Raw genomic sequence first — 23533 nt, forward strand, 5'->3', positions numbered from 1 at the left:
AGGGGACATGCACGAAGCGTCCACCCCGTCGTTCAGCCTCACTACCCACGGCGCGATCACCGAGATCCCGGCCGCGTCCTGGGACCGGTTGGTTGGCGACGACGCCCCCTTCCTGCGCCACGCCTTCCTCGCCGCCCTGGAGCAACACGGCTGTGTCGGCGAGGCGCTCGGCTGGATCCCGCTGCACCTGGCGCTACACGACACCGAGGGCGTGCTGTGTGCCGCCGCGCCTTGCTACATCAAGACCAACGGCTATGGCGAATTCGTGTTCGACTGGGCCTGGGCCGAGGCGCATCATCGACAAGGTCTCCCCTACTACCCTAAGCTGGTGGTCGCCGCCCCCTACACCCCGGCCGTCGCCCCACGCATCCTCACCGCCGCCGCAGATACCAATCGCCCACGCCACGCTCGGGCCCTGATCGAGGGCGCCCGACACCTCACCGAACGGCTCGGACTCTCGTCGATGCATTGGCTGTTCCACACCGAACAGGAGGGCGCGCCGCTCGCAGCCCAGGGATTCCTGCCCCGGCTCGGTTGCCAGTTTCACTGGCACCGCCACGATGAACACGACTTCGACGACCTGCTCGCGCAGTTCACCTCGGCCAAACGCAAACAGATACGCCGCGAGCGCCGGCGGGTGACCGAGGCCGGCCTGCGTCTCGCACGACTGCGCGGCGACCAGCTCAGCGCCACCGAGTGGGCCACGCTCCACCACCTCTACTGCGACACCTTCACGCGCCTCGGCGGCGTCCCCACGCTATCGCTGGAGTTCTTCGCCGCACTCGGCGAGAGCATGGGAGAGTCGCTGTTGGTAGTATTCTGTTATCAGGGCGCGCGGATCGTTGCCGCGGCCTTCAACCTAGTCGGGGCCCGCACCCTCTATGGCCGCCATTGGGGCTGTCGCGACACCTTCCACAGCCTCCACTTCGAGGCCTGTTACTACCAGGGGCTGGAGCACTGCATCGCCACCGGTCTGGACCACTTCCAGCCCGGCGCCCAGGGCGAACACAAAATCAGTCGCGGTTTCCTGCCGACTGCGACTTGGTCCTCGCACTGGGTCGCCGACCCCGAACTCGGCGTCACGATCGCCCGCGCGCTCGAGCACGAGACCCGGGGGATGCGCGCACATCTACGCCGGATGCAGGCACACAGCCCCTATCGCAGACCAACACCGTCATCCTTACCCTCGGATTAGGCCGGACATGCTCACCCTGCTCGACCCGCAAGACCGCAACCACTTCCCCGATGTCTCGCAGGCGATGCGCGAGCCCAACGGACTGCTCGCCGTCGGCGGTGATCTCAGCACCACTCGCCTGCGCCAGGCCTATCGCCACGGTATCTTCCCCTGGTACAGCCAGGGCGACCCCATCCTGTGGTGGTCGCCCGACCCACGCAGCATCCTCGTGCCCGAGCGCGTACACGTCTCTCGCAGCCTCGCCAAGCGGCTACGCCGCGCCGACCATCGAGTCACCTTCGACCGTGACTTCGCTGCAGTGATCCGCGCCTGCGCCACCCCTCGCGACGACGAGGCCGGCACCTGGCTGGTACCGGAGATGATCCGGGCCTATGACCGCCTCCACGCTCAGGGACTGGCCCATTCGGTCGAGGTCTGGCGCGACGATCACCTGATCGGTGGGCTCTACGGGGTCGCAGTGGGCAAGGCGTTCTTCGGCGAGTCGATGTTCAGTCGCGCCAGCGATGCCTCCAAGATCGCGCTGGTGCACCTGTGTCGACGCCTCGCCGACTGGGGGTTCGGGCTGATCGATTGCCAGATGCACACCCCGCACCTGCAACGCATGGGCGCGATCGAGATCCCCAGGCGCAGCTTCACCGACCGGCTCGACCAGCTCTGCACCCTGCCCGGTCACGATCACTCCTGGGACGACGAGGCGCGTGCGCGATGAAGCAGGACGATGCGGTCCATCCCGAACGCCACCTGGCACTCTATCTCACCGGCGAGCACGATTGCTCCTATCTCGAGGGCAGGCGCGCGCGCACCCTGTTCGTCGACCCCAGCGCCACCATCGACACCGCCATCTATCAATTGCTGATCGACCTCGGCTTCCGCCGCAGCGGCAGCCATGTCTACCGCCCGGCCTGTCGCGGCTGCGCGCGCTGCGTGCCGGTGCGCATCGCCGTCGACGACTTTCGACCCGACCGCTCGCAACGACGCAACTGGTCACGCAACGCCTCACGCATCGTGTTGCGCGAGCGCGCGGCCTGCTTCGACCCCGCGCATTACGTGCTCTATCGCGACTACCTGCTAGGGCGTCATGGCGACGGACAGATGGCCGACGACGCCAGCGAGGAGAGTTATCAACGCTTCCTCGTCGAACCCTGGGGCGGGTCCAGCCTGTTTCTTGAACTCTGGCTCGAGGGCACGCTACTCGGGGTTGCGGTCACCGACCGACTCGAGCTGGGGCTCTCAGCGGTCTATACCTTCTACGATCCGGCGCGGAGCGCACTCGGCCTCGGCACCTTCGCGATCCTCGCCCAGATCGAGCTGGCACGGCGGCTCGAGCTGCCCTATCTCTATCTCGGCTACTGGGTGGAGGGGTGCGAAAAGATGATCTACAAGGCACGCTTTCGCCCGCTCGAGGCCTGGGATGGTCGCCGCTGGGAGCGTTTCCCGCGCGGGGTAGCGCTTCGCCAAGGGTGACAGGATGAGGGGGAACGGCTCGGGGCAGTGTATCGACGGTGATCGACACAATGAATATGGTATAATCCGGCGGCTTTAAGAACAGAGCTGTCTTCAGTAATTCGACTATGGCAAAAGACGACGTCATTCAAATGGAAGGCACGGTCACCGAGACCCTGCCCAATACCGTGTTCCGGGTCGAGCTCGAGAACGGTCACACCGTGACCGCCCACATCTCCGGCAAGATGCGCAAGCACTACATCCGCATCCTCACCGGTGACAAGGTCACCGTCGAGCTGACCCCCTACGACCTCACCAAGGGCCGCATCGTCTACCGCGCCCGCTGATCACACCTGCCCCTCGGGCAGGTGCGCGCCGGCCCTCGCCGAGCGCCCCGACCCAGATCGCGCACTCGCGCGTACCGTTACACGCGACCTCGCCGCTCGCCATCGGGCCGAGCCGGCACGGCGGGGCTGCGCGTCGCGGTCGAGCGCGATGCACCCGGGCTCACCATCCACCAGCCCACCCACGGCCGCGCACCACTAGAGCGCGCGCCACTCGCCATTGATCTCGAAGGCGAGCGCACCCTCGCGTACCGCCACCCGCACCTCGCCACCGTTGGCAAGGGCACCGAACAACAGCTCGCTGGCGAGCGGCTTCTTGATGTGGTTTTGGATCACTCGCGCCATCGGTCGGGCACCCATCTGCGGGTCATACCCCTCGGTCGCGAGCCAGTCACGCGCGCTCTGATCGACGCTGAGCGCGACCTTCTTGTCCTCAAGTTGCTGTTCGAGTTCGAAGATGAACTTGTCGACCACGCTGGCGATCGTCGACTCGGTGAGCGAGGAGAACTGCACCACGGCATCGAGCCGGTTACGGAACTCCGGCGAGAAGTAGCGCTTGAGCGCCTCCAGGCCATCGCTTGAGTGATCCTGTTCGGTGAAGCCGATTGAGCGCCGTGCCGTCTCCTCGGCGCCGGCGTTGGTGGTCATCACCAGCACCACGTTGCGGAAGTCGGCCTTGCGCCCGTTGTTGTCGGTGAGGCTGCCGTGGTCCATCACCTGCAGCAGCAGGTTGAAGACATCGGGGTGGGCCTTCTCGATCTCGTCGAGCAACAACACCGCATGGGGGTGCTTGTTGACCTCCTCGGTGAGCAGCCCGCCCTGATCGAAGCCGACATAGCCCGGCGGTGCGCCGATCAGCCGCGAGACGGTGTGGCGCTCCATGTACTCGGACATATCGAAGCGGATCAGCTCCATGCCGAGGATGCGCGCGAGCTGACGGGTGACCTCGGTCTTACCGACGCCGGTCGGGCCGGTGAACAGGAAGGAGCCGATCGGGCGCTCGAGACTGCCGAGCCCGGAGCGGTTCATACGGATCGAGGAGGTCAGCACCTCGATGGCCGGGTCCTGGCCATAGACCACCATCTTGAGATCGCGATCGAGGTTCTTCAGCGCCTCGGCGTCGGAGGCCGAGACCCGCTTCGGCGGGATGCGCGCGATCTTGGCGACGATTGCCTCGACATCGGCGACATCGATGCGCTTGCGCCGCTTGGCACCACTCTTGAGCTGAACGTTGGCCCCGGCCTCGTCGATGACGTCGATCGCCTTGTCGGGCAGGTGGCGATCGTTGATATGACGATTGGCCAGCTCGGCGGCGGCGCGCAGCGCGGTGTTGGTGTAGGTCACCTGGTGGTGTTGCTCGAAGCGCGACTTGAGCCCCTTGAGGATCTCCACCGTCTCCTCGACGCTCGGCTCAGGCACGTCGATCTTCTGGAAGCGCCGTGCCAGTGCGCGGTCCTTCTCGAAGATGCCGCGATACTCCTGATAGGTGGTCGAGCCGATGCAGCGCAGCTCACCCGAGGCGAGCACCGGCTTGATCAGGTTGGAGGCATCCATCACCCCGCCCGAGGCCGAACCGGCGCCGATGATGGTGTGGATCTCGTCGATGAAGAGGACCGCGTGCGGCTGACGCTTGAGCTGGGCGAGCACCGACTTGAGCCGCTTCTCGAAGTCGCCGCGATACTTGGTGCCGGCCACCAGACCGCCGAGGTCGAGGGCATAGATCACCGCCGAGGCCAACACCTCGGGCACCTCGCCGTCGACGATCTTCTTGGCCAACCCTTCGGCGATGGCGGTCTTGCCGACGCCGGCCTCGCCGACGAACAGCGGGTTGTTCTTGCGCCGCCGGCAGAGGATCTGCACCGTGCGCTCGACCTCGGCGGCGCGACCGATCAAGGGATCGATCCGCCCCTGGCGCGCCAGCTCGTTGAGGTTGGTGGCGAAGCTCTCGAGCGGGCTGGCGTTCTCCTTGTCCTCGGCACGCGACTCATCGACCTCGCCCGGCACCTCGTCCTCCTGGGTCTCACCGGGGACCTTGGAGATGCCATGGGAGATGAAGTTGACGACATCGAGACGGGTGATGTCCTGCTGGTTGAGCAGATAGACCGCTTGCGAATCCTGTTCGCTGAACAGCGCCACCAGCACGTTGGCCCCGGTGACCTCCTTCTTGCCCGCCGACTGGACGTGGAACACCGCGCGCTGCAACACCCGCTGGAAACCGAGCGTGGGTTGGGTGTCGCGATCCTCGTGCTCGGGGATCAGCGGCGTGGTCTCATCGATGAACGACGAGATCTCGCGTCGTAGCCGCTCGGCATCGGCCCCACAGGCCCGGAGCACGCGCGCGGCGGTGGGATTGTCGAGCAACGACAGCAGCATGTGCTCGACGGTCATATATTCGTGGTGCTTCTCGCGCGCCTCCTTGAAGGCCCGGTTCAGCGAAAATTCGAGTTCTTTGCTCAGCATCGACCTGTTCCAAGCAGGGGGTTGAGAAAACCGCGGTGGTTGAATGCCGCCATGCGCGCGCGCGGCCTCGATTTCAAGCCTCTTCCATGGTGCACATCAGCGGATGCTGGTTGGTACGGGCGTAGTCGTTGACCTGGGCGACCTTGGTCTCGGCGATGTCCTTGGTGTAGACGCCGCAGACCCCGACCCCGCGCGTATGCACCTGGAGCATAACTTGGGTCGCCTTCTCGCGATTCATACCGAAGAAGCCCTCGAGCACCTCGACCACGAAGTCCATCGGGGTGTAGTCGTCGTTGAGCAGCAGCACCTTGAACTGCGGCGGGCGACGCAGCTGCGGGCGGCTCTCCTGGACCGTCAGTCCGGATTCGCGTTCCTCGCTCGGGATATCGTCACTCATGATTGCGGATTCTAGACAAAGGATTGAGGGGGACGTCGGGCCGGCGCAGCGGCCTGGATGGGGAAGCCCTGAGGGGCCGACCAACGGCGGCGCGAACGCGCCCGAAACCCTGGTTTGACCAACGAAATCAGTTCACTATACTAGCGAACTAGGGCGCCACGGAGTCGATTCAAGACAATGGTGCCTGACAACAAGAAGACGATGATGACCACCAAGGCAAGACCCGCAAACCCTGGAGGACTGCGCCAATGATCACCGGAGTCGTTAAATGGTTCAATAACGCAAAGGGCTACGGGTTCGTGCAACCCGATGGGCGCGATGAGGACGTCTTCGTCCATTTCTCGGCGATCGACATGGAGGGCTACAAGACGCTCAGGGAGGGACAGAAGGTCCAGTTCGAGCTGAACCAGGGGCCCAAGGGCCTGCACGCAGCGAAGGTGCATCGTCTCAGCTGATGCCGGAGCGCGACCGGGGTCCCCCCCGATCGCTCAACCGAGGGGCGCGACCTGACCGGGTCGCGCCCCTCGTCGTTGTGGGCGCCTTACATGCGCTCGATCACGGCCTGACCGAAGCCCGAGCAGCTGAGCTTGGTGGCACCTTCCATCAGCCGATCCAGGTCATAGGTGACCTGCTTGGCCTCGATGGCACCCTCGACCCCCTTGATGATCAGGTCGGCGGCCTCGGTCCAGCCGAGGTGGCGCAGCATCATCTCGGCCGAGAGGATCAGCGAGCTGGGGTTGACCTGGTCCTTGCCGGCGTACTTCGGCGCGGTGCCGTGGGTGGCCTCGAACATCGCCACCGAGTCCGAGAGGTTGGCGCCAGGCGCCATGCCGATACCACCGACCTGCGCGGCCAGCGCATCGGAGATGTAGTCGCCGTTGAGGTTGAGGGTAGCGATCACCGAGTACTCCTTCGGGCGCAGCAGGATCTGCTGCAGGAAGGCGTCGGCGATGACGTCCTTGACCACGATCTCGCGACCGGTCTTGGGGTTTTTGAAGCTGCACCAGGGGCCGCCGTCGAGCTCGGTGGCACCGAACTCGGCCTTGGCCAGGGCATAGCCCCAGTCCTTGAAGGCACCCTCGGTGAACTTCATGATGTTGCCCTTGTGCACCAGGGTCACCGACGGACGATCGTTGTCGATCGCGTACTGGATGGCCTGACGCACCAGACGCTCGGTGCCTTCCTTCGAGACCGGCTTGATACCGATACCGGAGGTCTCGGGGAAACGGATCTTGGTCACCCCCATCTGCTCGCGCAGGAAGTCGACCAGACGTACCGCCTCGGCGCTGCCTTGCTGCCACTCGATGCCGGCATAGATGTCCTCCGAGTTCTCACGGAAGATCACCATGTCGGTGTCCTCGGGGCGCTTCAGCGGGCTCGGGGTACCGTTGAAATAGCGCACCGGACGCAGGCAGACATAGAGATCGAGCTGCTGACGCAGGGCGACGTTGAGCGAGCGGATGCCACCGCCGACCGGGGTGGTGAGCGGGCCCTTGATCGAGACCACGAACTCCTTGATCGCCGCCATGGTCTCTTCCGGCAGCCACACGTCCTCACCATAGGTGCGGGTCGACTTCTCGCCGGCGTAGATCTCCATCCACTCGATCTTGCGCGCACCGCCGTAAGCCTTCTCGACCGCGGCATCCACCACCGAGCGCATCACCGGAGTGACGTCGACACCGATGCCGTCACCCTCGATGAAGGGAATGATCGGTCGATCGGGGACGTTGAGCGACAGATCGGCGTTGACCTGGATCTTCTCGCCGTTGGGGACCGTAATCTTGTCGTAGGCCATAAGCAGTTTTCTCTATCGGGTGATCAAAAGGGAATATGCTACCATCCTCGGTTACTCATTGCGCAGACCCGATGCCAGATCGGCGGCCCGCACCCGAGGCCATCACCGCTGACGGGGCGTGTCCGAAATGCGCCTCACCCTCGTCGTACCCACTAGATTAGCGCCATGGTTTCCCGCGCCCCCCAACCTCGCCCCGAACGTATCGTCATCGGCCTCTCCGGCGGCGTCGACTCGGCCGTCGCCGCCTATCGCCTGCTCGAGCAGGGCCATCAGGTCGAGGCATTGTTCATGAAGAACTGGGAAGAGGACGACGACCCCTACGGCGGCTATTGCGCCGCCGCCGAGGACCTGGCCGATGCCCGCGCCGTCGCCGAACGGCTCGGCATCCGCCTGCACACCGTCAACTTCGCCACCGAGTACTGGGATCGGGTGTTCGAGCACTTCCTCGCCGAGTACCGCGCGCTACGCACCCCCAACCCCGACATCCTGTGTAACCGCGAGATCAAGTTCGCCGCCTTCCTCGAACACGCCCTGGACCTCGGCGCCGAGGCCATCGCCACCGGCCACTATGCCCGGGTCGAGCACGGCGCGACCGGCCATCGACTCTGTCTGTGCGCCGACGCCAACAAGGACCAGACTTACTTCCTCCACCTGCTCGACCAGCACCAGCTCGCCCACGCCCGCTTCCCGCTGCACGATCTCACCAAGCCCGAGGTGCGCGCCATCGCCCGTCGGCTCGGCCTGGCCAACGCCGCGAAGAAGGACAGCACCGGGATCTGCTTCATCGGCGAGCGGCGTTTCGGCGAGTTCCTCGCGCGCTATGTCGACCGCACCCCGGGACCGATCGAGACCCCCGAGGGACGGGTGCTCGGCGAGCACCACGGCCTGGCCTACTACACCATCGGCCAGCGTCAGGGGCTCGGCATCGGCGGCATCGCCGGCGGCGGCGAGGCCCCCTGGTTCGTCGCCGCCAAGGATCCGGCCCACAACCGTCTGATCGTCGTCCAGGGCAAGCATCATCCCCTGTTGATGACCTCCGCGCTGCATGCCCAATCGCCACACTGGATCGCCGGCGCGGCCCCGGCGGGCGTCCCCTTCGACTGCCTGGCGCGGCTGCGGCACCGCCAACCACTGCAGCAGTGCACCGTCGAGCGCCTCGACGCCGGCGGCTGTCGAGTGCGTTTCGCCGAGCCACAGCGCGCGGTCACCCCTGGCCAGTCGATCGTCTTCTATCAGCACGGGACTTGTCTCGGCGGCGCCGTGATCGAGCACGCCGAGCCCAGAGCGTAGCGGAGCATTTTCCCATGTCCTACGACAACCTCGACCGGCTCATCGCCTTTGCCGGTCTTCACCAGGGCGCCGCCTGCGTCACCCGCATCGCCCACCGCGGCAGTGCCGAGGCGGAGATGATGGAGCCCTGCATCTACAGCCTGTTCCAGGTCGATGCCGAGAGCACCGCCGCGGTCTTCGGCGCCCCAGGCGCGGTCGCGCCGGGGGCACGCCAGGTCATTGCCCAACTCACCGGGCTGCCCGAACGCAACCTCGAACTCACCCGCTACGTGGTGACCCTGATCCGGCTCGAACGCGCACTCGCCCGCGAGCCCGGGCGCCTCGCGCGGCTCGGCGAGGGCATCGAGGCCGCACGCGCCAAGCTCGAGCACTTCCCACTATTGCACCCGGCGATCCTCGGTCACTTCGCCGACCTCTACAGCGAGACCATCAGCACCCTGACCCCTCGGGTGATGGTCCAGGGCAGCGAGCTGCACCTCGGCAATCCCGACAACCAGAGTCGGGTACGTGCCTTGCTGCTCGCCGGCATCCGCGCCGCGATGCTGTGGCGCCAGGTCGGCGGTTCACGTTGGCACCTGCTGCTGCGCAACCGCCAGATCCTCGACGACGCGCGCGCCTATCTCGACCGTCACGAAGACTGAACCGCCTTCATCCGACGGGGCTTGAACACGCCCCGTCACACCCGCCCGGAGGGACCCGCCGCACCCCGTCAGCGCACGGTGTATGGCGCGTCGCCCCCCTGGACGCTAGAATTTCGCGTTTTCGCGAAATGACGATAGCCACATCCGGAGCCATTGCATGACCAACAGCTTCAACGCCAAGTCCACCCTGAGTGTTGCGGGCAAGGACTACGAGATCTACCGTCTCGACGCCGTGCCCGGCAGCGAGCGCCTGCCCTACTCGATCAAGATCCTGCTCGAGAACCTGCTGCGCAATGAGGATGGGGTCACCGTCACTCGCGAGGACATCGAGTTCTTCTCCAACTGGGACGCCAAGGCCGAACCCTCCAAGGAGATCCAGTACCGCCCGGCGCGCGTACTGATGCAGGACTTCACCGGCGTGCCCGCGGTGGTCGACCTGGCGGCGATGCGCGATGCCATGGCCAGACTCGGCGGCGACCCGAGCAAGATCACCCCGCAGCAGCCCGCCGAGCTGGTCATCGACCACTCGGTACAGGTCGATCACTTCGGCTCCGACAGCGCCTTCGCGCTCAACGCCGAACTCGAGTTCCAGCGCAACCGCGAGCGCTACCAGTTCCTCAAGTGGGGTCAGAACGCCCTCGACGGCTTCAAGGTGGTGCCGCCGGACACCGGCATCGTCCACCAGGTCAACGTCGAGTACCTGTCGCGGCTGATCTTCGCCAAGGACACCGGCAACACCACCCAGGCCTACTTCGACACCTGTGTCGGCACCGACTCGCACACCACCATGGTCAACGGCATCGGCGTGCTCGGCTGGGGCGTCGGCGGGATCGAGGGCGAGGCCTCGATGCTCGGTCAGCCGATCTCGATGCTGGTGCCCAAGGTCGTCGGCTTCAAGCTCACCGGCAAGCTGCGCGAGGGCGTCACCGCCACCGACCTGGTGCTGACCATCGTCGAGCGACTGCGCCAGCACGGCGTGGTCGGCAAGTTCGTCGAGTTCTACGGCCCGGCGATCAGCTCGCTGCCGATGGGCGAGCGCAACACCATCGCCAACATGGGTCCCGAGTACGGCGCCACCTGCGGCCTCTTCCCGATCGACCAGATCACCCTCGACTACCTGCGTCTGACTGGCCGCAGCGAGTCGCAGATCGCGCTGGTTGAGGCCTACTGCAAGGCGCAGGGCGTGTGGCACACCGCCGATGCCGCCGAGGCCGACTACTCCGAGACCCTGGAGCTGGATCTCGGCGACGTCGTGCCCTCGCTCGCCGGCCCCAAGCGCCCGCAGGACCGCGTCGCGCTCGACACCATCACCGAGCACTTCCCCAAGGCCCTCGCAGCCCTCAAGGAGGAGCGCGGCATCCCCACCAAGGGTCCGGCTAAGGTCGAGCTCGACGGCAAGCAATTCGAGCTCTCCGACGGCTCCATCGTGGTCGCCGCCATCACCTCCTGCACCAACACCTCGAACCCGAGCGTGCTGATCGCCGCCGGTCTGGTCGCCAAGAAGGCCGCCGCGCTTGGTCTCGAGCGCGCCCCCTGGGTCAAGACCGCCTTCGGTCCCGGTTCGATGGCGGTCACGCGGTATCTCGACCGTGCCGGACTCACCGAACCGCTCAAGGCGCTCGGCTTCCACAATGTGGGCTACGGCTGCACCGTCTGCATCGGTAACACCGGCCCGCTGCCGGCGCCGATCTCCAAGGCGATCGCCGACAACGACCTGTGCGCCGTCTCGATCCTCTCGGGCAACCGTAACTTCGAGGGCCGGGTGCACGCTGAGGTGCGCATGAACTACCTCGCCAGCCCGCCGCTGGTGGTCGCCTACGCCATCGCCGGCCGCATCGACATCGACCCGTTCAACGACCCGCTGACCACCGACGCCAAGGGCAACCCGGTCTATCTCAAGGACATCTGGCCGAGCGAAGACGAGGTCAGCAGCGCGATCCGCGAGTTCGTCACCGCCGAGGAGTTCACCGCCGCCTACGCCGACGTATTCGCCGGCGACGCCCGCTGGCAGGGTCTCGAGGCACCGCAGACCGACACCTACGACTGGCCCGAGTCGACCTACATCAAGAACCCGCCTTACTTCGAGGGCATGTCGCTCGACGTCGCCCCGGTCGGCGACATCACCGGCGCGCGCTGCCTGGCACTGCTCGGCAACTCCATCACCACCGACCACATCTCCCCGGCCGGCGCCATCAAGCCCGACTCCCCGGCAGGCAAGTACCTGATCGAGAAGGGCGTCGACCCCAAGGACTTCAACAGTCTGGGCTCGCGGCGCGGCAACCACGAGGTGATGATGCGCGGCACCTTCGCCAACATCCGCCTGCGCAATCTGATGGCCCCCGGCACCGAGGGTGGTGTCACCCTGCACCAGCCGAGCGGCGAGCAGATGTCGATCTTCGACGCGGCGATGCGCTACCAGGAGGCCGGCATCCCGGCGATCGTGGTCGCCGGCAAGGAGTACGGCTCGGGCTCCTCGCGTGACTGGGCGGCCAAGGGCCCCCGTCTGCTCGGGGTGCGCGCGGTGATCGCCGAGAGCTACGAGCGCATCCACCGCTCCAACCTCGTTGGCATGGGCATCCTGCCGCTGGAGTTCGTCAACGGCGACAGCGCCGAGTCGCTCGGCCTCACCGGCACCGAGACCTTCGACATCCAGGGCCTCAACAACGGCGAGGCCAAGCAGGTCGAGGTCACCGCCACCGCCGCCGACGGCAGCGTCAAGCGCTTCAACGCCAAGGTACGGATCGACACCCCCAACGAGGTCGACTACTATCGCAACGGCGGTATCCTGCACTACGTGCTGCGCAAGCTGGCCGCGCACTGAGGCCGACCCCACGGGCGCCGCGTGCGGCGCCCTGGCGCGATCGCCCGAGTCCCGTCCGGGGCTCGGGCGATCTGCGTTGTACGTCACAAAAAATGCAGTGCGTGGCCACGAGCAGGAGCGGCACGCGCACGCCATAATGGGCCAACATCGCCCCAAGACAGGGATGGCCAACGGTGTCGCCGGCACAGTGCCGCGACCAACGATCACCACGGATGACGACGACGCCCACGACGACGTCGCCCGACCCCCATGCCGACAACCCGTCCGTCGCTGCCCATAGACAGCCGGACATCGAACCTCATTACCCGGAGTCACTCATGCCGATGGAGCTATCCTCACTCACCGCCATCTCCCCCGTCGACGGCCGCTATGGCAGCAAGACCACCGCGCTGCGGGAGATCTTCAGCGAGTATGGGTTGATCCGCCATCGCGTTCAGGTCGAGGTGCGCTGGCTGCAGACACTGGCCGCGCACCCCCAGATCAGCGAGGTCCCCGCCTTCTCGGACGCGGCCAACCAGCACCTCGACACCATCGTCGAGCACTTCGACCTCGCCGACGCCGAGCGCATCAAGACTATCGAGCGCACCACCAACCACGACGTCAAGGCCGTCGAGTACTTCCTCAAGGAACGGACCGCCGAGCGACCCGAGCTGGCCGCCGTGGCCGAGTTCATCCACTTCGCCTGCACCTCCGAGGACATCAACAACCTCTCCCACGGGCTGATGCTCACCCGGGGACGCGAGCAGCTGCTCGGCGAGATGGATCAGGTGATCGCCGCGATCCGCGAACTCGCACACCGCTATGCCGAGCAGCCGATGCTCTCGCGCACCCATGGTCAGCCGGCCTCGCCCACCACCCTCGGCAAGGAGATGGCCAATGTCGTACGCCGACTGCAGGCGCAACGCGCCCGCATTGCCGAGATCGCCCTACTCGGTAAGATCAACGGCGCCGTTGGCAACTACAACGCCCACCGCGTCGCCTACCCCGAGATCGACTGGCCGGGCTTCGCTCGTGGTTTCGTCGAGTCACTGGGGCTGACCTGGAACCCCTACACCATCCAGATCGAGCCACACGACTACATGGCCGAGCTGTTCGACGCGGTGGTGCGCTTCGACAACGTACTGATCGACTTCTGCCGCGATGTTTGGGGCTACATCTCGGTCGGCTACTTCAAGCAGCGCACCGTCGCCGGCGAGGTCGGTTCCTCGACCATGCCGCACAAGGTCAACCCGATCGACTTCGAGAACGCCGAGGGCAATCTCGGCATCGCCAACGCCATCCTCGAGCACCTCGCCGGCAAACTGCCGGTCTCGCGCTGGCAACGCGACCTCACCGACTCGACCGTGCTGCGCAACCTCGGTGTCGGCCTCGCCCACGTCACCATCGCGCTGCAATCGGCGCTCAAGGGCATTGGCAAGCTCGAGGCCAACCCCGAGTGCATGGCCGCCGACCTCGATGACAACTGGGAGGTGCTCGCCGAGCCGATCCAGACGGTGATGCGTCGCTATGGCGTCGACAAGCCCTACGAGAAGCTCAAGGCGCTGACGCGCGGTCACCGCATCGGTCCCGAGGCATTGGCCGAGTTCGTCGATGGGCTGGAGATCCCCGAGGCGGCCAAGGCCGAACTCAAGGCGCTGACCCCGGCGACCTATGTCGGCGATGCCGTCCGGCTCGCACGCGAGGTCTGAGGGCAGGAGGCGCTCCCACACGGGCCGCGCCCACGGCCCCACGAAAAAAATTGGCCGGTCACGTAGAACGTGACCGGCCTTCCATCAAGCCCCTGTCGGGGGGGAGTGGGGCTTAACTGGACCTGCGCGCCCGCCCGGTCCGACCGAGCAGACGACTAGAAACTGGGGTTGGGATGGGCGATCGCTCGCGACACACGCCGACCGGCCCGAAGGGCCGCATCGGCGTGTCGGCTGAGGCAGCAGGCGCCGATCCCTGGCGCGTGACGAGGTCGGTTCAGCCCTCGACCTGGGAGCGGATGGTCACGCGACGCTGCTTGACCGAGTAGATATCGAACTCGGGCAGCATCTCCAGCTCACCACGGCTCTCGACGGAGACGATATCGCTCGCCGGGATCCCCTTGGAGACCATGTAATCACGCACCGCGTTGGCGCGATTCATACCCAGGGTGTAGTTATAGGACTCTGCCCCCTTGGCATCGGTATGTCCGACCAGGGTCAGCTGCTCACGCGACTCGGTGGCGTTGACATCAGCGATGTAGTCGTCGAGACGCGCCAACTCGTTGTCGTTGACCACGTTCTCGATACGATACTTGTCGAACTCGAAGTTCAGACGCACCACGAACTCGGCCGGCACTGGCTTGACGCAGGGCTCGAGATCGTTCGGGCCTTGGGTGCTCTGCCAGCACTCGCCATAACCGGTGACCCAAGCGGTACCGGTCGGCTGGGCCGACCAGAAGTGGTCCATCAGATCGGCCGCATTGGCAGCCAGCGGGGCGCTCAGGGCCAGCGCCAAGGAGGCGGCGGCTGCTGCGGCGCGGGGGGTCTGTTTGAACTTGCGCATCTTCACGGTTTCCTGTTCAGGTGGGTGAGTGGTCCGATCGGCGACACGTTATAAGCTGTAGCACATGTCAGTAAAAAGCAACAGCGTGGTGCGTTAATCTCACCAGCGACTCAATGTCTGGCCCCCGACGCGGGATTTCAATCCGATCCTGACCCCGTGAACACCAGGGACCACACTCGCGACACAGACATTCTAGCCTACAACTGCCGCAACAGCGCAACTTTTTTCACTAACCGCAACATATTTACAACGAAAGTCATCATAAAACAACAGTACGTCGACGACGGACCCGGCGACGGCCACGACGCGGTAGGAAATATCCGGAAACCAACACCCCGCCGCCACTAGGAGAGCCACCATGCGCCAACCCGACACGCCACGAACCCTCGACGGAGTCGAACCGATCCGCGCCGCCGGGATCGAACTGGCCACCCAGGCCAGGCGCGAGCTGTTGCTCTTCGGCCCCGGCCTCGCCCCCGAACTCTATGACCATGAGGACTTCCTCGGGGCGGTGCAGCGGCTGGCGCTCGAGCGTCCCGACCAACCGGTCCGGATCCTGGTCGGCGAGACCCGCGAGGCGCGCCGCCACGGTCATCGGCTGATCGAGCTGGCACGCCGCCTGACCTCGCGCATCGCGATCCGCCGCTGCGCCGAGGACGACCGCGAGCGCACCGACGCCTTTCTCGTCGTCGACGCCCGAGGATATCTCTACCGTCACCATGGCGCCGCCTACAGCGCCGAATTGGTCCTCGGCGCCGCCGCTGAGGCGCGTCGGTTGCGTGAAGAATTCATCCAGATGTGGGAACGCAGCGACAGCGACCCAGAGGTCGCCAGGCTGCACCTCTAGACGGACAGAGCGCGGCCCATCACCGCGCTCGGCGACGGCATTGCACCGCCCCGTGTCGCCCCGGCTGAGGCCGGAACACGGCGTACAGGCACCCCCGTCCCGCCTCAGGCACGCGCGCGGCGCGCCTCGGACGGGACCTCGAGTTCATCGACGAAGCAGGGCCGGGCAATCCCATAGCCCTGGACATAGTCGACCCCGAGCTCGCGTAGTAGCGCCAGGATCTCCTCGTTCTCGACATACTCGGCGATGGTCTCCTTGCCCATGAAGTGCGCGATCTCGTTGAACGACTTGACGATCGCCCGGTCGTGGGGGTTGTCGAGGATGTCCTTGACGAAGGAGCCATCGATCTTGACGAAGTCGACCGGCAGCTGCTTGAGATAGCCGTAGGAGGACATCCCCGAGCCGAAGTCGTCGAGCGAGATCGGACAGCCCATCGACTGCAGCGACTCGAGCAACCGCACCGCCTGATCGAGATGCACGATGGCGGCGGTCTCGGTGACCTCGAAGCCGACCAGCCCCGGTGGCACCTGCCAACGCTCGAAGGCCGCGCGGATGAAGGCGTCGAGCCCCGGATCGCTCAACGATTGGCCGGAGAGGTTGATCGCCACCCCCCCGTAGCCGCGCACCAGTTCGGGGTTCTCGTGCAGCCAGCGCAGCGCCTCCTCGATCACCTGACGATCGACCTCGTGCATCAGGTTCATCGCCTCGGCGGCGCCGATGAAATCCGGCAATGGCAGCAAGGTGTCGTTGGCGTCATAGACGCTCAACAGGATCTCGCCATGATGGAAGGGGCCGACGGCGTCCCCCTCGCCCACTGCGGCAATCGGCTGCAGGCGCAACCGCTTGCGCCCGGTCTTGATCGCCTCCTCGGCCTGGGCCCAGCCACGCATGCGCTCGAGCTGGGCGATGATCTGCGGGTCGTCCTCGACATAGTGCACCACTCGACCACCGCCGGCGTGCTGGGCGGCGAGACAGGCGACATTGGCCGCCGAGAGGATGTGTTCAGGGCTCTCGACCCGGGTGTCGACCAGCGCCACGCCGAGGCTCACCGACAGTCGCAGCATCCGCTCCTGCAGGTTGACCGAGACCGACTCCAACGCCGCCCGCACCTGCTCGGCGGTCGCCAACGCCGTCTCGGCGTCGTGCGCCGGCGCGATCAGCGCGAACCGATTCCAGCCGAGATAGGCCAGACAGGGGGCATCGGGTAGCAGCGCGCGCAGCCGCTCGGCGATCAGCACCAACAGCCGTTCCCCGACGGCGTAGCCATGGGTGGCGGTCAGCAGCTCGAAGCGATCGAGTTCGAGGAAGCCGAGCAGATGACGCGGTTTCGTCGTGGTGCTGGTCAGCAGCCCGGTGAGCACCCCCACCAGTCGCCGCTGCCCGGGCAGCCCGGTCAGGGCGTCGTCGACGGTCTGTCCCCGGACCTGGTCATCGAGTTCGGCGAGGGTGGCCTCGGCGGCACGCTGCATCAGCGGACGGCGCGGCGGCGCCTGCACCCGCGCCTGCCCCTGAGCGAGCTGCGCGGCCAGGCGCGCCGGGGTGAAGGTACGAACCCGCCGCCCCATCGGATCGCTCAAGGCCAACCGAACGCCGTTCTCACTACGCCACACCAACCGATAGGCACGCTCGCCGGACGACTCGGTCAGCCAGATCACACTGCCCAGGGCCAACTCGGCGACCGTCTTGCGGGCCGCGCGCCAGTCCCCCTCCTCGACCCCCTCGGGCGGATCTCGGGGCTCGGGCTCGCTCCGCGTCGGCGGTTCGCCGACGAAGGCAACCCAGTGATCACGCCCGAGCTGTCCCCGCGCCACCTGGTGCAGGGCTGTGTCGATCTGTTGCGCCAGGGTATCGGCCCCGAAGGGATCGTGCCCGATATAGACCAACCCCTCGTAGATCGTTCCGGCCAAGGCGGGGATATCATCGACCTTATACTCGCCGCGCAACGCCCGGTGCAGGTTCCACAGCGGCCCCCAATAGCGCAGCCAGCGAGCGCTGTCGATTCCGGTATAGTTGCACACCGACTCGAGCAGATTGCGCCAACCGGCATCGAGTAGCTGCGGGAGCAGCGGGTGCACCAACTCACCACCGAAGGTCTCCTGCAACCGTCGCCGTACCCGCTCGCGGGCACGGCGCTCGCATTCACGCGCCTCATTGGCCCCGACCCAACGCGAGACATTGGCTCGATAGCGCGCGCCGACGCGCTCGCGCAACGAATGCAGCCCGGCCGAGATGGCCCGCAAGGTGTCGAGGTCACCCGCGTCGGTGACCACCAGCCGATGCACGAAGTCCTCGAACTCACCACTCAACACCCGGTCGTCGGCATCGCCGTTGAGCAGGAAGGAGGAGAGTTCCTCGAGCTGGTTCATCAATTCGACCAGCGGGTGTGCGGCAGCATCGACGCCACCACCACCACGACTGCTGACGGCCATCGCCAGGAAGTGGATCGACAGGCGTCGGATCAGGGTCTTGATACCCTCGGGGGCGAGCGGATCATCGAGGATCTGCGAGAGCATCTGGTCAGTCATATCGACCTGCTCGCGCACCCGTGGTGCCTGCAGTCCAGCGCTCCCACCCGCGCCCGGCTGAGCGGCGAGCAGCTGCGCGACCCCGGCCGGCGCCTCCCCACCGCCCAGCGCGCGCTCGGTCAACTGTTGGAACAGCTTGCCGAGCCCAACCCCTTGACGGCGCGGCTCAGCGGCCTCGGCAGCGGCACGGGCATCCGGCCTCGGCTGACGCGGCGCACTCGCCGCACGGCGGTCGCCGTCCGCGGCGGTGTTGGTGACACGCGGCTGGATCGGCGCGAACTCGGGCAACCCCTGGGTGTGCCAGTGCTGCAACAGTTCCAGGTAAAAGGTCTCGAGATGCTGCACCATGGGCGTCGCCGCCAACTGCAGCGTACGGCACAGCAGCTCCCCCTCCACCCCGGCCTGACGCAAGGCATCGGTCAGGGCCTCGACCAGTGGCTCGGGCTCCAAGGCCACACGGATCTCGCCGAAGACCCCGGTCAGATGGGCACGCAGGGCACGCAATGGCTCGGCAAGCTCACGCTCGAGCCGATTGATCAGCTCCGAGCGCGCCAACCACAGCTCGAATTCGTGCGGATCGACGAGTTCGAGCGAGCCATCCCGCGCCGTCTTGCTCGCGGTGGTTCGCGGCTGCTGTCGCCCCGCCACGGCAAGCCCACCGAGCCCTTCCAGCACTGCGCCGCTCAGCCCCTGCGCCAGCGCCCCGGCCTGGAAGGCACGCCCGAGCTGACCGATCCCCCCGACGAAGTGCGCGCGCTGCGCATCGTTCTCGGCGCGCTCGCTGTGGCTCCACAGGGTATCGATCAAGGTCGCAAAGAGGTCATCGACCAACGGCGAGAGCTGCTCGCGGCTGAACTGTTCGATCAGCGCCTGGGCCCGGGAGGCCACGGCCGTCGCCGAGGCCGGTGGCGGCGTCGCCCCGGAGTCGGATAGGAAGCGCTCCAGATGCATCTGCCCATCGGCGGCGAAGTGGATGAAACGGGCCCCTACCCCACCCTCGACGCGATGCACCACGACGATCACCGCCTGCAGGGTACGGCGGCGATCGTCGAGTGGGAGCTTGAAGCGGATCTGGCAACGCTCGCCAGCCTGCAGCTGCAGCTCGGACTCGCGCTTGCCCATGTCGAGCAGCAGCCCGCCGCTGCACAGATTGCGCACCCGACACTCGAGGCGCGGTTGGTTGGGGGCTCGGATCTCGGCCGGAAGATCGACGGCGGTGCGACGCTGGCGCCGCCGCTCTCGGGTCTCGCCGTGTGCGCCATCGTTAGCCATCAGCGCTTCCCTCTTCCAGAACGTGCGCCCCTGGCAGCCAGCGACCACCGACAACCGGGCGCCATCGCCCGGTTGCGACACCAGCAGAGATCATCGTCATGCAACACCACAACAGGTAAAGACGCGAGACGCCCACGACCGCGGCGGTCGTAGACCGCAACGTCCCTGATTCGGCGTTCCCCGTGACTCTCCTCGCGCATGATCCAGGTCATTTCCCGCCAGGTCCCGGCAATATGCCCCTTGGACCCAGCCAATCGGGCTTAGTTTGCGCTTTTATGACGACCCTGGCCAGCCTGCCGGATCGCCCCGCAACCCACTGAACCTACCCGGCGCTGGGCTGACGCCAGCGCACCACCCCCTGCTCGAACACCGCGCGTCCACCCTCGAGCAGACGCTCGAGCGGCGGCTTGCGCACCCGCCAAGACAACCCCAACAGGGTATGGCTGTCACTGGCGGCGAGCAGATAGTCATCACTGGTCTGAATGGCATCGACCAGCCCCAGCTCGACGGCCCGCGTGCCGTGCCAGTATTCACCGGTAGCCACCCGATCGAGGTCGAGCCCGGGGCGATACTCGGCGACGAAGCGCTTGAACAGCGCATGGGTCTCCTCGAGCTGCTCGCGCAGCTTACGTCGCCCCTCCTCGGTATTCTCGCCGAACAGGGTCAGGGTGCGCTTGTGTTCACCGGCGGTGTGCAGCTCGAAGTCGACCCCATGACGTTCGAGCAGACGATGGAAGTTGGGGATTTCGGCAAGCACCCCGATCGAACCGAGCACCGCAAAGGGCGCGGCGATGATGCGATCGGCGACACAGGCCATCAGGTAACCGCCACTGGCCGCGACCTTGTCGACCGCCACCGTCAGGCGGATACCGCGCTCGCGCAACCGCGCCAACTGCGAGGCGGCCAGGCCATGCTCGCTGACCATGCCGCCGGCATTGTCGAGGCGCACCAGCACCTCGTCCTCGGACCGTGCCTCGAGCAGCAGCGCGCTGACCAGGGCACGCAACGCGGCGGCCTCGGTGGCGCGAATATCGCCCTTGAACTCGATCACAAACAGCCGGGGCCGGGTCGCGCTCGCCTGCGCGCGCTGCTTGTCATGCTTGCGCTCGGCCTTGTGCGCCTCACGCAGCGCCTTGCCGGTGAGGGTGGCCTGGCGCAGTCGCATCGCCTGATCACGCAATCGCGCCCCGAGGTCGACCACCTCGAGACGCCCCGAGACCGGCGCCGGGGGCTGTCCGCTGGCACGCGCGCGCACCACCACGATCAGCAGCACCACGAGCGCAAGCAACAGGGTCAGGGTCTTGGCGAGAAACAATCCGTAGTCGAACAACAGCTCCATCAATGGTGGCATCGGCAGACATCCTCAGGCGCAGGAGATCAACCACTCAGACCGCGATCGGCGCCCGGATCAACGGGTGCGGATCATAGCCCTCGACGGCGATATCCTCGTATCGGTACTCGAACAGACTTGGCGCACGTTGCAGCCGCAACCGAGGCAGTGGCCGGGGTTCGCGTGCGAGCTGGGCATACACAATATCCGCGGTGAGATGATTGCGGTAAAGGTGCAGGTCACCGAAAGTGTGGATGAATTCACCGGGCAGCAGGTCGCACTGCTGGGCGATCATGGTTGTCAATAGGGCATAACTGGCAATATTGAAAGGCACGCCGAGGAAGAGATCGGCGCTGCGTTGGTAGAGCTGGCAGGACAGCCGCCCGTCGGCCACCTGGAACTGGAACAGACAGTGACAGGGGGCAAGCGCCATACGCCCGGCGGCGACGTTGTCCTGCGGCCCGTGGCCCTCGTCGGGGAGGTCGGCCGGATTCCAGGCGCTGACCACCAACCGGCGTGAGTAGGGGCGCTCGCGGATTGCCGTGAGCAGCGCGGCGAGCTGGTCGATGCGACGCCCGTCGGGCGCCGGCCAGCTGCGCCACTGGGCGCCGTAGACCGGCCCCAGGTCGCCGTCCGGCGCGGCCCACTCGTCCCAAATACTGACCCCGTAGCGCTGCAGGTCGGCGGCATTGGTCGAGCCCGAGAGGAACCACAGCAGCTCGTGGACCACGCTCTTGAGGTGGACGCGCTTGGTGGTGAGCAGCGGGAAGCCCTCGGCGAGGTCGAAGCGCACCTGACGCCCGAACACCGAACGGGTACCGACCCCGGTGCGATCGTCGCGATCGTGACCGTTGTCGATCACGTCGCGCAGCAGGTCGAGATAGACGCGCATCGCTCAGCCCACCGGACCGAGCAGCAGCGAGCGCCCGTCCATGCGCGGGTCGGGATCGAGCCCCATCAGCGCCAGCACCGTCGGCGCGAGGTCCTTGAGCGCGCCACCGAGCGACAACCGCCAGGGCTGCTCGTCGATCACTAGGCAGGGCACCGGATAGGTGGTGTGCTGGGTGTGCGGCGCGCCGGTGACCGGGTCGACCATCTCGTCGCAGTTACCGTGATCGGCGGTGAGGATCACCGAGTAGCCGGCGGCGACGGCGGCGTCGAGCACCCGCCCGACCTCGCGGTCCAAGGTCTCGACGGCGCGGATCACCGACTCGCGCACCGCGGTGTGACCGACCATATCACCGTTGGCAAAGTTGGCGACAACGAAGGGGAAGGCGCGCCGACCGAGCACCTCGACCAGGGTGTCGGCGACCTCGGGGGCGCTCATCTCCGGTTGCAGATCGTAGGTGGCGACCTTAGGCGAGGGGATCAGCACCCGCTCCTCGCCCGGCAGCGACTCGTTCTCGCCGCCGTTGAAGAAGAAGGTGACGTGGGCGTACTTCTCGGTCTCGGCGCAGTGAAACTGCGCCAGTCCGGCCGCGGCGAGCACGCCCCCGAGGGTGGTGCGCGGCGCATCGCTGGCGAAGGCCGCGGGCAGGCCGTACTTGGGGTCGTACTCCATCATCCCGGTGACCCGCACGCCGGTCACCCCGCGGCGGTCGAACGCGGCGAACGCCGGATCAGCGAAGGCCGCAACCAGCTGGCGCGGACGGTCCTTGCGGAAGTTGAAGTGGATCACCTGGTCGCCGTCACGGATCGGCTCGGCGCCCTCAAGCACCGTTGGCACGATGAACTCGTCGTCCTCGCCGGCCTCATAGGCCGCGGCGATCGCCGCGCGCGCGTCGGGCGCGCGCCGCCCCTCACCATCGGCCATGGCGCGCCAGGCCTGCTCGGTGCGCTCCCAGCGGTTGTCGCGATCCATCGCATAGAAGCGACCGCTGACCGTGGCGATCTGACCGCCGGCCTCGCGCAGCGCCGGCTCGAAGGCGTCGAGATAGCCGAGCACAGAGCGCGGCGGGGTGTCGCGCCCGTCGGCGAACAGATGCACCTGGGCGCGCGCACCCTGGCGCCGGCACAGCTCGATCAGCGCCGCGAGATGGTTGACGTGACTGTGCACACCACCGTCGGAGACCAGCCCCATCAGCTGCACCGGCCGGCCGGCCGCGGCCGCCGCGCGCGCTGCGGCGATCAGCGCGGCGTTGTCGTAGAAGCTGCCATCGGCGATGGCGTCGTCGATCAGCACCAGGTCCTGACGCACCACACAGCCCGAGCCGATCGACATGTGGCCGACCTCGGAGTTGCCCATCTGCCCGTCGGGCAGGCCCACCGCCTGCCCCGAGGCCATCAGCGTGGTGTGCGGGTGGCTGGAGAAGTAGCGATCGAGGTTGGGGGTGTCGGCGATCGCGACCGCGTTGTTGGCCTTGGCCGGATTGACGCCGAAGCCGTCCAGGATGATCAGGATCACCGGTCGGCGGGGCAGTTGCTGCATGGGGTCGCTCATCACTCTCTCCTCGAAGACGGTCAGGTTCACGGGGCCGGGGACGAGGGACCGGACCACGCGACAGGAAAACCGCCTAGTTTAACCGCTGACGCCCTTCGACCGCGTCCACCATCCCACGCCCGCCCGCAGGCCCCTTCCGGCACAGAGATGGACGCGCCGATGACGATCATCAAGAAACCTTCAGGTCACAGGTTTAAGATCGGC

At 66.5% G+C, this 23533-nt stretch carries 18 protein-coding genes; 10 read left to right on the forward strand and 8 right to left on the reverse strand.

Annotated elements, in window-relative coordinates; all coding sequences use genetic code 11:
• Positions 1 to 7: 7 nt before the first annotated feature.
• The 4 genes from HF203_RS00075 to infA all read left to right on the forward strand — a co-directional run bounded on the left by HF203_RS00075 (position 8) and on the right by infA (position 2985).
• Entirely contained in the window at positions 8 to 1195 is a 1188-nt protein-coding gene (locus tag HF203_RS00075; protein ID WP_168665352.1) for a GNAT family N-acetyltransferase, read from the forward strand.
• Positions 1196 to 1202: 7 nt separating this feature from the next.
• Entirely contained in the window at positions 1203 to 1904 is a 702-nt protein-coding gene (gene aat / locus HF203_RS00080) for a leucyl/phenylalanyl-tRNA--protein transferase (RefSeq protein ID WP_168665354.1), read from the forward strand.
• A complete protein-coding gene (locus HF203_RS00085) occupies positions 1901 to 2659 on the forward strand; it encodes an arginyltransferase (RefSeq protein WP_168665356.1) in 759 nt (252 codons plus the stop codon). Before aat ends, HF203_RS00085 begins: the two co-directional genes overlap by 4 nt.
• A 107-nt stretch (positions 2660 to 2766) precedes the next feature.
• Positions 2767 to 2985: a translation initiation factor IF-1 gene (gene infA, locus HF203_RS00090; RefSeq protein WP_005223622.1), complete on the forward strand. Its 219-nt coding sequence runs from the start codon at positions 2767 to 2769 to the stop codon at positions 2983 to 2985.
• Between the two features lie 195 nt (positions 2986 to 3180).
• Here infA and clpA read toward each other — a convergent pair whose 3' ends face one another.
• Together clpA and clpS are read right to left on the reverse strand one after the other, a co-directional pair.
• Positions 3181 to 5442, reverse strand: coding sequence for an ATP-dependent Clp protease ATP-binding subunit ClpA (gene clpA / locus HF203_RS00095; protein ID WP_168665358.1), 2262 nt, complete (start codon positions 5440 to 5442; stop codon positions 3181 to 3183).
• 73 nt (positions 5443 to 5515) lie between these two features.
• Positions 5516 to 5839, reverse strand: coding sequence for an ATP-dependent Clp protease adapter ClpS (clpS, locus tag HF203_RS00100; protein WP_168665360.1), 324 nt, complete (start codon positions 5837 to 5839; stop codon positions 5516 to 5518).
• Positions 5840 to 6087: 248 nt separating this feature from the next.
• Between clpS and HF203_RS00105 the strand changes: the two genes are divergently transcribed.
• The gene (locus HF203_RS00105) at positions 6088 to 6294 is read left to right on the forward strand and encodes a cold-shock protein (protein ID WP_005223619.1); all 207 of its coding nucleotides are present in this window, start codon (positions 6088 to 6090) and stop codon (positions 6292 to 6294) included.
• Between the two features lie 86 nt (positions 6295 to 6380).
• On the opposite strand, the gene icd is transcribed toward HF203_RS00105, so the two are convergent.
• Complete coding sequence (gene icd, locus HF203_RS00110) at positions 6381 to 7634, reverse strand: NADP-dependent isocitrate dehydrogenase (protein ID WP_168665362.1); 1254 nt, start codon at positions 7632 to 7634, stop codon at positions 6381 to 6383.
• 165 nt (positions 7635 to 7799) lie between these two features.
• On the opposite strand from icd, the gene mnmA reads away from it, so the two are divergent.
• From mnmA to purB, 4 genes are all read left to right on the forward strand, one after another.
• The gene (gene mnmA, locus HF203_RS00115; RefSeq protein ID WP_168665364.1) at positions 7800 to 8924 is read left to right on the forward strand and encodes a tRNA 2-thiouridine(34) synthase MnmA; all 1125 of its coding nucleotides are present in this window, start codon (positions 7800 to 7802) and stop codon (positions 8922 to 8924) included.
• A 14-nt stretch (positions 8925 to 8938) separates the two neighbouring features.
• Entirely contained in the window at positions 8939 to 9565 is a 627-nt protein-coding gene (hflD, locus tag HF203_RS00120) for a high frequency lysogenization protein HflD (protein ID WP_168665366.1), read from the forward strand.
• A 157-nt stretch (positions 9566 to 9722) separates the two neighbouring features.
• A complete protein-coding gene (acnA, locus tag HF203_RS00125; RefSeq protein WP_168665368.1) occupies positions 9723 to 12386 on the forward strand; it encodes an aconitate hydratase AcnA in 2664 nt (887 codons plus the stop codon).
• Between the two features lie 317 nt (positions 12387 to 12703).
• Positions 12704 to 14074, forward strand: coding sequence for an adenylosuccinate lyase (purB, locus tag HF203_RS00130; RefSeq protein ID WP_210424562.1), 1371 nt, complete (start codon positions 12704 to 12706; stop codon positions 14072 to 14074).
• A 274-nt stretch (positions 14075 to 14348) separates the two neighbouring features.
• Here the strand turns inward: purB and HF203_RS00135 are convergent, their stop codons facing one another.
• A complete protein-coding gene (locus tag HF203_RS00135) occupies positions 14349 to 14915 on the reverse strand; it encodes an OmpA family protein (RefSeq protein WP_168665370.1) in 567 nt (188 codons plus the stop codon).
• 358 nt (positions 14916 to 15273) lie between these two features.
• On the opposite strand from HF203_RS00135, the gene HF203_RS00140 reads away from it, so the two are divergent.
• Positions 15274 to 15762, forward strand: a complete 489-nt coding sequence (locus tag HF203_RS00140) for a DUF7931 domain-containing protein (RefSeq protein ID WP_168665372.1) — start codon at positions 15274 to 15276, stop codon at positions 15760 to 15762.
• A gap of 104 nt (positions 15763 to 15866) precedes the next feature.
• Here HF203_RS00140 and HF203_RS00145 read toward each other — a convergent pair whose 3' ends face one another.
• The 4 genes from HF203_RS00145 to gpmI form a co-directional block, all read right to left on the reverse strand.
• Entirely contained in the window at positions 15867 to 19559 is a 3693-nt protein-coding gene (locus HF203_RS00145) for a DUF1631 family protein (protein WP_168665374.1), read from the reverse strand.
• A gap of 322 nt (positions 19560 to 19881) precedes the next feature.
• Positions 19882 to 20910, reverse strand: a complete 1029-nt coding sequence (gene sohB, locus HF203_RS00150) for a protease SohB (protein ID WP_168665376.1) — start codon at positions 20908 to 20910, stop codon at positions 19882 to 19884.
• 34 nt (positions 20911 to 20944) lie between these two features.
• Positions 20945 to 21781, reverse strand: coding sequence for a thymidylate synthase (locus HF203_RS00155; protein WP_168665378.1), 837 nt, complete (start codon positions 21779 to 21781; stop codon positions 20945 to 20947).
• 3 nt (positions 21782 to 21784) lie between these two features.
• Positions 21785 to 23329: a 2,3-bisphosphoglycerate-independent phosphoglycerate mutase gene (gpmI, locus tag HF203_RS00160; RefSeq protein ID WP_168665380.1), complete on the reverse strand. Its 1545-nt coding sequence runs from the start codon at positions 23327 to 23329 to the stop codon at positions 21785 to 21787.
• Between the last annotated feature and the right edge of the window lie 204 nt (positions 23330 to 23533).

The sequence above is a fragment of the Marichromatium bheemlicum genome (assembly GCF_012276755.1).
Lineage (GTDB): Bacteria > Pseudomonadota > Gammaproteobacteria > Chromatiales > Chromatiaceae > Marichromatium > Marichromatium bheemlicum.

What these genes read in the sequence shown, in the direction of transcription:
- HF203_RS00075 (WP_168665352.1), top strand. Translation starts at nt 8, where the DNA reads ATGCACGAAGCGTCCACCCCGTCGTTCAGCCTCACTACCCACGGCGCG.
- aat (WP_168665354.1), top strand. Translation starts at nt 1,203, where the DNA reads ATGCTCACCCTGCTCGACCCGCAAGACCGCAACCACTTCCCCGATGTC.
- HF203_RS00085 (WP_168665356.1), top strand. Translation starts at nt 1,901, where the DNA reads ATGAAGCAGGACGATGCGGTCCATCCCGAACGCCACCTGGCACTCTAT.
- infA (WP_005223622.1), top strand. Translation starts at nt 2,767, where the DNA reads ATGGCAAAAGACGACGTCATTCAAATGGAAGGCACGGTCACCGAGACC.
- clpA (WP_168665358.1), bottom strand. Translation starts at nt 5,442, where the DNA reads ATGCTGAGCAAAGAACTCGAATTTTCGCTGAACCGGGCCTTCAAGGAG.
- clpS (WP_168665360.1), bottom strand. Translation starts at nt 5,839, where the DNA reads ATGAGTGACGATATCCCGAGCGAGGAACGCGAATCCGGACTGACGGTC.
- HF203_RS00105 (WP_005223619.1), top strand. Translation starts at nt 6,088, where the DNA reads ATGATCACCGGAGTCGTTAAATGGTTCAATAACGCAAAGGGCTACGGG.
- icd (WP_168665362.1), bottom strand. Translation starts at nt 7,634, where the DNA reads ATGGCCTACGACAAGATTACGGTCCCCAACGGCGAGAAGATCCAGGTC.
- mnmA (WP_168665364.1), top strand. Translation starts at nt 7,800, where the DNA reads ATGGTTTCCCGCGCCCCCCAACCTCGCCCCGAACGTATCGTCATCGGC.
- hflD (WP_168665366.1), top strand. Translation starts at nt 8,939, where the DNA reads ATGTCCTACGACAACCTCGACCGGCTCATCGCCTTTGCCGGTCTTCAC.
- acnA (WP_168665368.1), top strand. Translation starts at nt 9,723, where the DNA reads ATGACCAACAGCTTCAACGCCAAGTCCACCCTGAGTGTTGCGGGCAAG.
- purB (WP_210424562.1), top strand. Translation starts at nt 12,704, where the DNA reads ATGCCGATGGAGCTATCCTCACTCACCGCCATCTCCCCCGTCGACGGC.
- HF203_RS00135 (WP_168665370.1), bottom strand. Translation starts at nt 14,915, where the DNA reads ATGCGCAAGTTCAAACAGACCCCCCGCGCCGCAGCAGCCGCCGCCTCC.
- HF203_RS00140 (WP_168665372.1), top strand. Translation starts at nt 15,274, where the DNA reads ATGCGCCAACCCGACACGCCACGAACCCTCGACGGAGTCGAACCGATC.
- HF203_RS00145 (WP_168665374.1), bottom strand. Translation starts at nt 19,559, where the DNA reads ATGGCTAACGATGGCGCACACGGCGAGACCCGAGAGCGGCGGCGCCAG.
- sohB (WP_168665376.1), bottom strand. Translation starts at nt 20,910, where the DNA reads ATGCCACCATTGATGGAGCTGTTGTTCGACTACGGATTGTTTCTCGCC.
- HF203_RS00155 (WP_168665378.1), bottom strand. Translation starts at nt 21,781, where the DNA reads ATGCGCGTCTATCTCGACCTGCTGCGCGACGTGATCGACAACGGTCAC.
- gpmI (WP_168665380.1), bottom strand. Translation starts at nt 23,329, where the DNA reads ATGAGCGACCCCATGCAGCAACTGCCCCGCCGACCGGTGATCCTGATC.